The sequence below is a fragment of the Pseudonocardia terrae genome, from assembly GCF_021343995.1.
Taxonomy (GTDB): domain Bacteria; phylum Actinomycetota; class Actinomycetes; order Mycobacteriales; family Pseudonocardiaceae; genus Pseudonocardia; species Pseudonocardia terrae.
This window is the reverse complement of sequence record NZ_JAJTTE010000033.1, coordinates 19,290-31,540: the sequence shown is the minus strand read 5'-3', so window position 1 is coordinate 31,540 and position 12,251 is coordinate 19,290. Positions and strand designations below refer to the sequence as shown.

Genomic DNA, 12,251 nt, shown 5'->3' with positions numbered 1-12,251 from the left:
CCTCTCCTCTTCCACCGCCGGGCCCCGCGCGACCTCCGGCCGTCGGCATGTCGGCCGGATCCGTTCAGTGTGTGGGAGAAAAAAGCTATGCCGCAGGGCACCGTCAAGTGGTTCAACGCCGAGAAGGGCTTCGGCTTCATCGCCACCGACGACAACGGGCCGGACGTCTTCGTCCACTACTCGGCCATCCAGACCAACGGCTTCCGGACCCTCGAGGAGAACCAGCGCGTCTCCTTCGAGGCCAGCCAGGGCGCCAAGGGCCCGCAGGCCGACTCGGTGACCCCGCTCTGAGCGTCGTCTGAGTCTTCCGCTGCCGGCGATCCCCCTCGGGGTCGCCGGCAGCGGCGTCTCTAGAGGCTCTTCAGCCAGGCGCAGGTGAGCGCCAGACCCTCCTCGATCCCGCGCGGGGCGAGGCCGAGCGCGCGGGCGCCGGCGTCGTCGACGTGGACCGGCGGGAACCCGCCGTAGACCTCCGAACGGCGGGCGAAGGTCGACGCGTCGGGTCCCAGCGTCGAACCCGGCGGGAGCGCCCTGACCCGGTGCGGGGTGCCGAGCAGCTCGGCGGCCCGGTTCAACACCCGGCCGAACGGCGCGACCTCCCCGCACAGCACGTACCGCCGCCCGGGCTCGCCCCGGTCCAGGGCGCAAAGCACGCCCTCCGCGGCGTCCTCCGCCAGCACCCAGCCGATCGGGGCGTCGACGACCTCGGTGATCTCCCCGCGCGCCAGGAACCGCAGCAGCCCGTTGTAGCTCTGCGGCCCGGCCGGGCTGGGTCCGTAGATGCTGACCGGCACCGTGATCGACGCATCGACCTCCTCCGCCGCGAGCACGAGCGCGTCGGCCTCGGCCTTGGCCCGGGAGTAGGGGTCGGTGAGGACAGGCCGGCCCGCGGGCCGCTCGCCCACCAGCCCCGACGCGTCCATCACGGCCGCGCTGCTGCTCACGTGCACGAGCCGGCGTACCCCGGCCCGGCCCATCGCCTCCAGCACGGCCCGGGTCCCGCCGACGTTGGTGGCCCGGATCTCCTCGGGTGTGCCGCCGACGATCCCGGCCAGGTGCAGGACCGCGTCGGCGCCCTTCAGCGCGGCGTCGAGCGAGCCGGGGTCGTCGAGCCGGCCGACGGCCGTCGGGACGCCCTCGGGCAGCAGCGCGGCGGCGCGGACCGGGTCGCGCACCAGCGCGCGCACCGGCCGGCCGCGGCGCGCCAGGAGGGCGACGAGCGTGCTTCCCAGGAACCCGGTGGCGCCGGTGACGAGCAGCATGCCCCCATCATCGGGGTACGCCCGTTCGTCGTCGGCCGGTGCGCCGATCGGTCGCAACCTCGAACGGAGTAGCCGCCGGTCCCCGGCCGCCGACCGGTCGGCCGCCGACCACCGGTGGGTGACGGACCGGTCGGCGGTGGCGCGGGCCACTCACCTCTCGGTCACGTGCGGTCACCGCGAGCGACCGGCTAACACGAACCCGGTGCCCGCCGATGGTGTTGCATGTGATGTGAGCGACGCCGGACGGGCGCGCCGGGTCACGGATGATCGGTACGGAAAGAGGAGTTGAGCCGGATGTCGTGGTGGGACAGCTACCGGGCCGTCTACGGCGCGGAGCTGCGGGCGGCCGCCGTGGAGTACGTCGAGCACGGGTGGCCGCTGGTGCCGGGCCCGGGAACCGACGTGCTGCTCGACACGGGGACCGTGCTCGACGTGATCGAGGTTCCGGCCGAGCTCGGCCGGCAGGTGTGCGCCACGCTGCGTGACCGCGGGATGGTGGTCCCGGTCGCCGCGACGCCGCACGACACGTGGTGGTTCCCCATGACCCCGAACCACCCGCTGCCCGCGGAGCTCTCCCTGCACACGGACGTCGTGCTCCACACGGACGGCATCGGCGTGCTGGCCCCGCCCACCGAACGGCCCGACGGTTGGGTGCAGTGGCGGGTGCGCCCCTCTTTCACCGGCTACGAGGTGCCCGAGGCCGCCGTGATCGTCGAGGCCGTCCAGGCCGCCGTCCGCCGGCGCTCGACCCTGGCGGACCGACCGGACCCGGCCGTGCAGGCCGTCCGCGTGGGCTGACCCGCTCCCCAGGACCCGGCCGGGTCCGGTGGACCACCGCCGGGCCCGGCCGTCCCCATTCCGGGACGGCCGATTCTCAGGTTCGCGGTCACACGCCGTTCCGCCGACGGGCACTATGAAGCGGTGAGTTCCGACCGTGCCCTCGCCACCGCGCCATCGCGGCCGACCGGCAGCAGCATCCCGACCGGGCTGGGCCTCGGCCCGGTGGCCGAGGCCCAGAAGCGCCGCGACCTCCGGAAGATGAAGCTCGTCGCCACCGGGTTCCTGCTCGGCGCGACGGTCGTCTTCTTCGTCATGCGGTACCTGGAGCTGCATGGCCAGGCGTGGGCGGGCTACGTGCGCGCCGCCGCCGAAGCCGGCATGGTCGGTGCGCTGGCGGACTGGTTCGCGGTCACGGCGCTGTTCCGGCGGCCGCTCGGGCTGCCGATCCCGCACACCGCGATCATCCCGCGGAAGAAGGACACGATCGGCGACAGCCTCGGCGACTTCGTCGGGGAGAACTTCCTGTCCGAGGACGTGGTGCGGGAGAAGCTCGGCCGCGTGGAGGTGTCGCACCGGGTCGGCAGCTGGATCGGCCAGCCGCAGAACGCGGAGCGCATCACCGCCGAGCTGGCCACCGCGGCCCGCGGCCTGGTCACCGTGCTGCGCGACGACGTCGTCCAGGACCTGATCGAGCAGGTGCTGGTCCGCAAGCTGCTGGAGAAGGAGGTCGGGCCGCCGCTCGGCAAGATCCTCGAGGGGATCCTCGACGACGGCGCGCACCGCCACCTGGTCGACCTCGTCTGCGACCGCGCCTACGACTGGGTCACGGACAACCAGGAGATGGTGCTGCGGGTCGTGCACGACCGCGCCCCGATGTGGACACCGCGGTTCGTCGACGACATGGTCGCGGACAAGCTGTTCAACGAGGTCCAGGGATACGCGTGGGCGGTCAAGACCGACCCCGAGCACCCGCTGCGGCACGCGATCGACCGCTTCCTCGCCGAGTTCGCCCGGGACCTGCAGAGCGACCCGAAGACGATCGCGCGGGCCGAGCAGGTCAAGCAGCAGATCGTCGACCACCCCGACGTCCAGAAGTTCATCGGACAGGCCTGGGGCGTGGTCAAGGGCATGATCCTCGACGCCGCGGCGGACCCGTCGAGCGAGCTGCGGGGGCGGGTGCGCGACGGGCTGGTCGCGCTCGGCACCAGGCTGTCCGGCGACGCCGAGCTGCGGGCCCGCCTGGACGGCTGGCTGGCCGACGCCGCGGGATACGTCGTGCGGCACTACCGGCGCGAGATCACGACCCTGATCACCGACACCGTGGCCCGGTGGGACGCGGAGGAGACCTCCCGCAAGATCGAGCTGCAGGTCGGCCGCGACCTCCAGTTCATCCGGATCAACGGCACGGTCGTCGGCGCGCTGGCCGGCCTGGTGATCTACACCGTCTCCCAGCTGGTGTTCTGACCTCGGCGTCCCCCGGTCACAGCACGGCGCCGACGGCCAGGCCGAGGCCTGCGGCGCCCAGGCCCGCCATGACGGACCCGACCGCGTTGAAGGTCGCGAGCAGCGGGCTGCCCTGCCGCGCGAGCTGGACGGTCTCGTAGCCGAACGTCGAGTAGGTGGTCAGGGCCCCGCAGAACCCGGTGACGACCAGCGCGGTCACCGTGGGGGAGGTGGTGGCCGCGGCCACCGTCCCCAGGATGAACGAGCCGACGACGTTCACCGTGAACGTGCCCCACGGGAAGCCGCTGGTGTGCCGCGACTGCACGAGCCGGTCGGTGAGGAAGCGGGCGGGCGCACCGACGACCGCGCCGAGGATGACGAGCAGGGCGGTCATCGGCCGAGCCTCCTCGTCACGGCGGCGCCGAACCAGGTCGCCGCCACGGCCGCGCCCAGCGTGCCGGCCAGGTAGAGCAGGCCCAGCGCGAGGTGGCCGCCCAGCAGCAGGTGCTGGCTGTCGACCGAGAAGGTCGAGAAGGTGGTGAAGCCGCCGAGGATCCCCGTCGCGAGGAAGGGCCGCCACAGGGGATGCGCCTGCCGCAGCTCGGTCAGCGCCACCAGCACCACGCCGATGGCGGCGCAGCCGGCGACGTTGATGAGGAAGGTCCCGAGCGGGAACGCCCCCGGCAGGGTGGGCAGGCCCAGACCCACCGCCCACCGTGCGAGCGCGCCGATGGCCCCGCCGAGGGCCACCACGAGCGTGGCGGGGCCCTGGCCGCGGAACGGCTCCATCGCAGGTCTCGGCGGCGCCTGGACGATGTCCTCGCCGGTGGGAGGCAGGTCCTCGGTCACCGAACCACTCTAGGACGCAGACGCTCGAAATCGTGACGAGGCCCACGCCACCAGCGCAAGCATTGCGCTTGCAGGAGCTAGCGGTGGTCCGTACGGTTGATCGTGTCCGGGGGAGGTGAGTGCATGTCGGACGACAAGCCGTTGATCGACCAGGCCGTGGGTCAGGTGGGTCACGTCGTCGAGAAGACCGTGGACGACATCGGCTCCTACATCCGCGCCCAGCGGGAGGCCGCCCAGGTCTCGCTGCGGCAGCTCGCCCGGACGGCCGGCGTCAGCAACCCGTACCTCAGCCAGATCGAGCGCGGGCTGCGCAAGCCGTCGGCCGAGATCCTGCAGCAGATCGCGAAGGGGCTGCGGATCTCCGCCGAGGCGCTCTACGTCAAGGCGGGGATCCTCGAGGAACGGCCCACCAGCGTCGTCACCGACGCGGTCCTCTCGGACGCCTCCCTCACGGAGCGTCAGAAGCAGGTTCTGCTCGACATCTACCAGTCCTTCCGGCGGGAGAACGACCTACCGGTCGATCCCGGCGTCCCGACCGAACAGAGGAAGTGATCATCATGGCCGTGTCGCTGCCGACCGCCGCGGACGTCCGCAAGGTCCGTGAGCAGGCTGCCAAGTCCGCCGCCGAGCAGGCGGAGACCGTGAAGACCCCGCTGCTGGCCGTCCTGGGTGCCGGCGAGTACGCCTACTCGAGCATCCTCGGCGCGTACAGCAACGCGAAGACCGCCGCCACCGCCCAGGCCGAGGCGGCCCAGAAGCTCGCCTCCGACCTTCCCGGCGAGATCGAGAGCCTGCGCGGCCGGCTGACCGCCGAGGAGCTGCGCAAGGTCGTCGAGGTGTGGCGTGCCCGGGCGGAGAAGGCCTACGCCGACCTCGCCCGCCACGGTGCGGGCACCTGGTCCGAGATCCGGAAGCAGCCGCAGGTCAAGCAGGCTTTCAGCCAGGTCGAGGAGCTCACCGGCAAGTTCGACGCGCGGGTCGACACCCTGGTCGACGACGCGCACGACGCCGCGGAGAAGGCCCTCGCCACGCTGACCCGCCAGACCCGTTCGGCCGGCGAGAAGGTCGCCGTCCGTACCCAGAAGGCCGCCGACGAGGTCGCCGGGACCATCACCGAGGTGTCCGAGGACGCGTCGAAGGCCGTCGCCGAGGCGGGCAAGGACGCCGCGAAGGCGGTCGACGAGGCCGGTGACGAGGCCGCCGCCACCACGCGCAGCACCACGCGCCGCGCGGCGAACAGCACCACGCCGACAACCGAGCCCGCCCCGAAGACCGAGACGGCGGTGAAGAGCGAGACCCCGGCCGCGAAGGCCGCGACCCCGGCGAAGACCTCGCCGAAGACCGCGACCCGCAAGCCGGCCACCCGCCGCACGGGCACCACGTCCGACAGCTGACGCCGCCCGCGTCCCGACGGCCCCGGAGCACCCGCTCCGGGGCCGTCGGTCTCTGCAGGGACACCACTCACGGTGTGCGGGTATGTCCTGATCCCGCCGTCGCACGTAGTCTGGGCCGGTGAACGTGTTCACCATGCTCGACCGACTGGTGCTGTGCGTGATCGGCATCGTGGTCGCGGCGTGTTCGGGTTACGCCTTCGTGCACGCCGTCCGCCAGCGTGCCGACGCCTTCCAGGCGGCCAGCAAGCTGACCAAGAACGCCTGGCTGGGCATCACCGGCGCGGCCGCGCTGTTCCTGCTGGTCATCCCGGTCTTCGGGGTGATCTCCTCGCCCAGCCTGCTCGGGGTCGTCGCCTCGTTCCAGGGGCTGCGCAGCGAGCTCACGCTGTTCTGGCTGGCCGGCACGGTCGCGATGCTGGTCTACCTGGTCGACGTCAGGCCGGCCGTCGTCGCCGCGTCGCGGGGTGGCAACAACTGGTGAGCGTGCTCGGCACCCTGACCCCGCTCCCCGCCGCCGACCACCCCGAACTGCTCGCCGAGCCCGTCGTCAAGGCGCTGTCGCAGCTGCCCGACGCGAGCGGCGTGCTGGTCGCGGAGATCGACCCGGAGCTGGCCGACACCGCGGCCTTCTGCGAGGCCTACTCCTCCCCGCCCGAGTTCTCCGCCAACTGCGTGGTGGTCTCGGGCAAGCGCTCCGGCGAGGTCCGGTACGCGGCGTGCCTGGTCCTCGCGACCGCCCGGGCGGACGTCAACGGTGTGGTCAAGCGCCGGCTCGACGTCCGCAAGGCCTCCTTCGCCCCGATGGCCGAGGCCGTGGAGCTCACCGGCATGGAGTACGGCGGCATCACCCCGCTCGGCCTGCCCGAGGGCTGGCCGCTCCTGATCGCGCCGGAGGTCGCGGCGGCCGAGGCCGTGGTCGTCGGCAGCGGGATCCGGGGCTCCAAGCTGGCGGTCCCGGGTGCCGTGCTCGCCGCGCTGCCCGGCGCCGAGGTCGTGGCGGACCTGGCCCGCCCGGTCTGACCCGCACCGGGATCGTGCCGGCCGGCCACGTCGAAGCTGAGTGTCCTCGGCTCAAGGTTCCTGTGTTCGCTCCGGGAAGAATTACTTGAACGCTGGAATGAGGTTTGCGGTGTAAGCGTTGTGCCGGGCATGACACAGACGCTGAAGCTGCCGGTGCTTCCGCTGACCGACTCGGTGGTGCTGCCCGGCATGGTGGTGCCCGTCCGGCTCGACGCTCCGGAGGTTCAGGCCGCGGTCGACGCCGCGGAGGGCAGTGCAGACGGCCGCTCCGCCGACGCTGCGCGGCGGCAGGTCCTCGTCGTCCCCCGCCTCGACGGGAAGTACGCCGCGATCGGTGTGGTCGCGGTCCTGGAACAGATCGGCAGGCTCCCGAACGGGGAGCGTGCCGCCGTGGTCCGCGGTGAGACGCGGGCCCGCATCGGCTCGGGTGTGACCGGGCCGGGCTCGGCCCTGTGGGTCGAGGCCGAGACGGTCGAGGAGTCGAGCGTCACCGGCCGGACCCACGAGCTGGCCAAGGAGTACAAGGCGCTGGTCGTCTCGATGCTGCAGCAGCGGGGCGCCTGGCAGATCATCGACGGCGTCCAGCAGATCACGGACCCCGCCGAGCTGGCCGACACGGCCGGCTGGAACCAGTGGCTCGACCTCGAGCGCAAGTCCCGGCTGCTCGCCGAGACCGACGTGACACGCCGCCTGGAGTTGCTCCTCGACTGGACGAAGGAGCACCTGGCCGAGCAGGAGGTCTCCGAGAAGATCTCGAACGACGTCCGCGAGGGCATGGAGAAGCGGCAGCGCGAGTTCCTGCTGCGCCAGCAGCTCGCCGCGATCCGCAAGGAGCTCGGCGAGGGCGACGACGAGGGCGAGGACGACTACCGCACCCGCGTCGAGGCCGCCGACCTGCCCGAGCACGTCCGCAAGGCCGCGCTGACCGAGGTCGGCAAGCTGGAGCGGGCGTCGGACCAGAGCCCGGAGTCGGGCTGGATCCGCACCTGGCTCGACACGATCCTCGACATGCCGTGGAACGAGACCACCGTCGACACCGACGACCTGGTCGAGGCCCGGCGGATCCTGGACGCCGACCACGCCGGCCTCGACGACGTCAAGGAGCGGCTGGTCGAGTTCCTCGCCGTCCGCTCGCGCCGCACCCGCAAGGGCCTGGACACCATCGGTGGCCGTGGCTCGGGTGCCGTGCTGGCGCTCGTCGGCCCGCCCGGCGTCGGCAAGACGTCGCTGGGTGAGTCCGTGGCCCGCGCCCTGGGCCGCAAGTTCGTCCGCGTCGCCCTCGGTGGCGTGCGCGACGAGGCGGAGATCCGTGGTCACCGGCGCACCTACGTCGGTGCCCTGCCCGGCCGCATCGTCCGGGCGATCCGCGAGGCCGGCACGATGAACCCCGTCGTGCTGCTCGACGAGATCGACAAGGTCGGCAGCGACTACCGCGGCGACCCGTCCGCGGCCCTGCTCGAGGTGCTCGACCCGGCGCAGAACCACACGTTCCGCGACCACTACCTCGAGGTGGACCTGGACCTGTCCAACGTGCTGTTCCTCGCCACCGCGAACGTCGGCGAGGCCATCCCGGGCCCGCTGGCGGACCGGATGGAGGTCGTCACCCTCGACGGCTACACGGAGCAGGAGAAGATCGCGATCGCGCGGGACCACCTGCTGCCGCGGCAGGTCGAGAAGGCCGGCCTGGAGCCCACGGACGTCGAGTTCTCCGAGGTCGCGCTGGGCATGATTGCCGCCGAGTACACCCGCGAGGCGGGCGTGCGGCAGCTGGAGCGGGGCCTGGCGAAGGTCCTGCGCAAGGTCGCCGTCGGGCTCGACAGCGGGGAGCCGTCGCCGATCCACGTCGACGCCGACACCCTGGTCAAGTACCTGGGCCGGCCGAAGTTCACCCCGGAGTCGGCGGAGCGCACGTCCGTCCCGGGCGTGGCGACCGGCCTGGCGGTGACCGGCGCGGGCGGGGACGTCCTGTTCATCGAGGCCACCAAGATGGACGGCGACCCCGGTCTGACGATCACCGGCCAGCTCGGTGAGGTCATGACCGAGTCGGTGTCGATCGCCCTGTCCTACCTGCGCTCGCGCGGGCTGGCGGGGGACCTGGCGTCGAAGAAGCTCCACGTGCACGTCCCCGCCGGGGCGGTGCCGAAGGACGGCCCGTCGGCCGGCGTCACGATGACGACGGCGCTGGCGTCGCTCGCCTCGGGGCGCCCGGTGAAGTCGTCGGTCGGCATGACCGGCGAGGTCACGCTGCAGGGCAAGGTGCTGCCGATCGGCGGGGTCAAGCAGAAGCTGCTGGCCGCGCACCGGGCGGGCCTGACCGACGTGATCATCCCGAAGCGCAACGAGCCCGACCTCGACGACCTGCCCGAGTCGGTCCGCGGTGAGCTCCGGGTGCACCCGGTCGCCGACGTGAGCGAGGTCCTCGAGATCGCGCTCGAGCCGGTGGAGCAGCGCGCCGCCGCCTGATCCACGCAGTCCCCGGACGGCGTCCCTCCTTCGGGTGGGGCGCCGTTCGGCGTTCTCGGGGTATTCGTGACCGTTGTCACGTCCTCTTCCTCGGTGCGGAGTCCGAGAGCGAGGAGGGCGAATGACGAGCACAGCACGGTACGACGTCGAGGCGTTGCGGGCCCGGGTGGGCGGGACCGTCCTGCTGCCCGGGGACGAGGGCTACGACGAGGCCCGGTCGGTGTGGAACGGCGAGATCGACAAGCGCCCCGCGGTGATCGCGCGGTGCACCGGGCCCGACGACGTCGCCGCGGCGCTCCGGTACGCCCGCGAGGAGGGGCTCGAGGTGGCCGTGCGCGGAGGCGGGCACGGGTACTGGGGTGCCGCGGTGCCGGAGCGCGGGCTGATGATCGACCTGAGCCCGCTCGACTCCGTGGTCGTCGACCCGGTGGCGCGGCGGGCCCGCTGCGGCGGGGGCGCGAAGCTGGCGCAGCTCGACGCGGCCACGCAGGAGCACGGCCTCGCCACGCCCGCCGGCACGGTGAGCCACACCGGCGTCGGCGGCCTCACGCTCGGCGGCGGCTTCGGCTGGCTGTCCCGCCTGCACGGGTTGTCGATCGACAACCTCGAGTCGGCCGAGATCGTGCTGGCCGACGGCCGGTGCGTGCGGGCGAGCGCGACGGAGCACCCGGACCTGTTCTGGGCGATCCGCGGGGGCGGCGGCAACTTCGGCGTGGTGACCGAGTTCGAGTTCCGGCTGCACCCGGTCGGGCCGATGGTCAACCTGGCGCTGCTGTTCGTGGAGCAGGAGCGGGCCGCGCACGCCCTGGGTGCGGCGCGCGACTGGTTCGACGCGATCCCGGAGGGGATCAGCCCGGCCGTCGCCTGCATCTCCGCTCCGCCGATGCCGATCGTGCCGGAGGAGCACCACTTCCGGCGGGGCGTCGGGGTGATCGTCGTCGGTTTCGGCAGCGCCGACGAGCACGCGGCGGCGTTGGCCCCGTTGCGGGAGGCGCTCGACCCGCTCTTCGAGGCCGTCACCCCGATCCCGTACGTCGGGCTGCAGCAGATGCTCGACGAGGCCGCGTGCTGGGGCATCCACGCCTACACGAAGGGCCTGTACCTGGACGCGATGCCGGACGAGGTCCTCGACGCCCTGGCCGAGCGCCTCCCGGGCATGACGTCGCCGCTGTCCGAGGTGCTGATCTTCCCGTTCGGTGGTGCGTACGCCGAGGTCGGTGAGGACGACACCGCCTTCGGGGGCAGCCGCGGCCTGCGCTACGTCGTCGCGATCGAGGCGGTCGCGCCCGACTCGGCCACCCTCGCCGTGGACCGCCGGTGGGTGCGCGACACGTGGGACGCGCTCCGCCCCGCCGCGGTCGGCTCGGGCTCGTACGTGAACCTCATGGCGGAGGCGCCGGAGGACGCGCTGCGCTCCGCCTACGGCCCCCGGAAGTTCGAGCGGCTCGCCCGGATCAAGGCACAGTACGACCCGGGCAACGTCTTCCACGTCAACGCGAACATCAAGCCGGCCTGAGATGTCGAGCGGCGCCCCTCCGGTAGGGAGGGGCGCCGTTCCCCGCCTCGGGGTCGCAAAGTACGTACAGCCCCGAGAGTGAGCTTCATCACACACTCGACCTCCGGCAAGGAGGAGGGTGAGATGACGAGTACGGCCAGGTTCGACGTGGAGGCCCTGCGAGCCCGGATCGCGGGCGCGGCTCTGCTACCCGGCGAGGCCGGGTACGACGACGCTCGATCGCTCTGGAACGGGGAGATCGACCGTCGCCCCGCGCTGATCGTCCAGTGCCGCGCCGCCGCCGATGTCGCGGCCGCCGTCGACCTGGCCCGCGAGGAGGGTCTGGAGCTCACGGTCCGCGGCGGGGCACACGGCGTCGCGGGCCGGGCGATCTGCGACGACGGTCTGATGATCGACCTGTCGCCGATGAAGTCGGTCGTCGTGGACCCCGGTCGGCGCCGGGCGGTCGTCCAGCCCGGGGTGTCGCTCGCCGAGCTCGACGCCGCGACGCAGGAGCACGGCCTGGCCGTGCCCGCCGGGACCGTCAGCCACACGGGCGTGGCCGGGCTGACCCTCGGCGGCGGCATGGGCTACCTGACCGGGCTGTACGGGCTGACGATCGACAACCTGGTCAGCGCCGAGGTCGTGCTGGCCGACGGCAGCATCGTCGCTGCGTCCGCCGACGAGCATCCGGACCTGTTCTGGGCGCTGCGGGGCGGCGGCGGGAACTTCGGGGTGGTCACCTCGTTCGAGTTCCGGTTGCACCCGGTGGGCCCGGAGGTGCAGTTCGCCCTGCTGTTCTGGCACCACGACGCCGGCGTCGCACCGCTGCGGGCCTGCCGGGACGTCGTGGCCGAGCTCCCTGACCAGGCCGGATGCCTCTTCGCGATCGGGCTGAACGCACCGCCCGCGCCCTTCGTGCCGGAGGAGCACCATCTCGCGCTCGGCAGCGCGCTGATCCTCGTCAGCTTCGGCTCCGCGGAGGAGCACGCGCAGATCCTCGAACCCCTGCACCGGGCCGCACCGCCGTTGTTCGAGCTCGTGACGCCGATGCCGTACACCGGCGCCCAGCAGGCGATCGACGACTCGGCTCCGTGGGGAGGGTTCTATTACGAGAAGTCGCTCTACCTCGAGGAGCTGGACGACGACGCGCTCGAGGTGCTCTTCTCCCGGGCACGCGCGAAGACATCGCCGATGAGCTTCTCCTTCGCCTTCCCGCTCATCGGCGAGTACGCCCGCGTGGCCGACGACGCCACGGCCTACGGCGGCCGCCGGCAGGTCCAGTACGTCGTCGACATGGTCGCGGCGGGCACCGATGCGGAGACGCTGGCGGCCGATCGGCAGTGGGTGCGCGACACCGCCGATCTCCTGCGTCCTCTCGCCGGAACGGCGGGGGCGTACGTGAACTACTTCGACAGCGACGACGACGACCGCGTCCGTGCGACCTACGGCGCCGCGAAGTACGACCGCCTCGCCGCGATCAAGGGCCGCTACGACCCGGCCAACCTGTTCCGCGGCAACGTCAACATCAAGCCCGCCTGACCG

General features: G+C 72.5%; 13 protein-coding genes. 10 read left to right on the top strand and 3 right to left on the bottom strand.

All coding sequences use genetic code 11. The features are described from left to right. Positions 1-87 precede the first annotated feature (87 nt). Positions 88-291, top strand: coding sequence for a cold-shock protein (locus LWC33_RS21480; protein ID WP_233306223.1), 204 nt, complete (start codon positions 88-90; stop codon positions 289-291). 59 nt (positions 292-350) lie between these two features. Here LWC33_RS21480 and LWC33_RS21475 read toward each other — a convergent pair whose 3' ends face one another. Continuing rightward, positions 351-1,262: an NAD-dependent epimerase/dehydratase family protein gene (locus tag LWC33_RS21475; protein ID WP_233306222.1), complete on the bottom strand. Its 912-nt coding sequence runs from the start codon at positions 1,260-1,262 to the stop codon at positions 351-353. A 294-nt stretch (positions 1,263-1,556) separates the two neighbouring features. Here LWC33_RS21475 and LWC33_RS21470 point away from each other — a divergent pair, with 294 nt between their 5' ends. Continuing rightward, a complete protein-coding gene (locus tag LWC33_RS21470; protein ID WP_233306221.1) occupies positions 1,557-2,060 on the top strand; it encodes a hypothetical protein in 504 nt (167 codons plus the stop codon). Between the two features lie 240 nt (positions 2,061-2,300). Beyond that, a complete protein-coding gene (locus LWC33_RS21465) occupies positions 2,301-3,506 on the top strand; it encodes a DUF445 domain-containing protein (protein ID WP_233306270.1) in 1,206 nt (401 codons plus the stop codon). A gap of 16 nt (positions 3,507-3,522) precedes the next feature. Here LWC33_RS21465 and crcB (LWC33_RS21460) read toward each other — a convergent pair whose 3' ends face one another. Then, a complete protein-coding gene (gene crcB / locus LWC33_RS21460) occupies positions 3,523-3,879 on the bottom strand; it encodes a fluoride efflux transporter CrcB (RefSeq protein WP_233306220.1) in 357 nt (118 codons plus the stop codon). Continuing rightward, positions 3,876-4,334 (bottom strand): fluoride efflux transporter CrcB, encoded by a 459-nt coding sequence (crcB, locus tag LWC33_RS21455; RefSeq protein ID WP_233306219.1) that lies wholly within the window; start codon positions 4,332-4,334, stop codon positions 3,876-3,878. The genes crcB (LWC33_RS21460) and crcB (LWC33_RS21455) overlap by 4 nt, the downstream gene beginning before the upstream one ends. Positions 4,335-4,457: 123 nt before the next feature. Here crcB (LWC33_RS21455) and LWC33_RS21450 point away from each other — a divergent pair, with 123 nt between their 5' ends. The 7 genes from LWC33_RS21450 to LWC33_RS21420 all read left to right on the top strand — a co-directional run bounded on the left by LWC33_RS21450 (position 4,458) and on the right by LWC33_RS21420 (position 12,248). Further along, entirely contained in the window at positions 4,458-4,886 is a 429-nt protein-coding gene (locus LWC33_RS21450) for a helix-turn-helix domain-containing protein (protein ID WP_233306218.1), read from the top strand. A gap of 11 nt (positions 4,887-4,897) precedes the next feature. Beyond that, positions 4,898-5,728, top strand: a complete 831-nt coding sequence (locus tag LWC33_RS21445; RefSeq protein WP_233306217.1) for a hypothetical protein — start codon at positions 4,898-4,900, stop codon at positions 5,726-5,728. Positions 5,729-5,861: 133 nt separating this feature from the next. Further along, positions 5,862-6,209, top strand: coding sequence for a DUF2516 family protein (locus LWC33_RS21440; protein WP_255692450.1), 348 nt, complete (start codon positions 5,862-5,864; stop codon positions 6,207-6,209). After that, complete coding sequence (locus LWC33_RS21435) at positions 6,206-6,748, top strand: YbaK/EbsC family protein (RefSeq protein WP_372476670.1); 543 nt, start codon at positions 6,206-6,208, stop codon at positions 6,746-6,748. The genes LWC33_RS21440 and LWC33_RS21435 overlap by 4 nt, the downstream gene beginning before the upstream one ends. A 129-nt stretch (positions 6,749-6,877) precedes the next feature. Further along, a complete protein-coding gene (gene lon / locus LWC33_RS21430; protein WP_233306215.1) occupies positions 6,878-9,211 on the top strand; it encodes an endopeptidase La in 2,334 nt (777 codons plus the stop codon). 121 nt (positions 9,212-9,332) lie between these two features. Beyond that, a complete protein-coding gene (locus LWC33_RS21425; RefSeq protein WP_233306214.1) occupies positions 9,333-10,727 on the top strand; it encodes an FAD-binding oxidoreductase in 1,395 nt (464 codons plus the stop codon). 123 nt (positions 10,728-10,850) lie between these two features. Then, on the top strand, positions 10,851-12,248 hold the full coding sequence (locus LWC33_RS21420; protein ID WP_233306213.1) for an FAD-binding oxidoreductase: 1,398 nt from the start codon (positions 10,851-10,853) through the stop codon (positions 12,246-12,248). Positions 12,249-12,251: the final 3 nt, after the last annotated feature.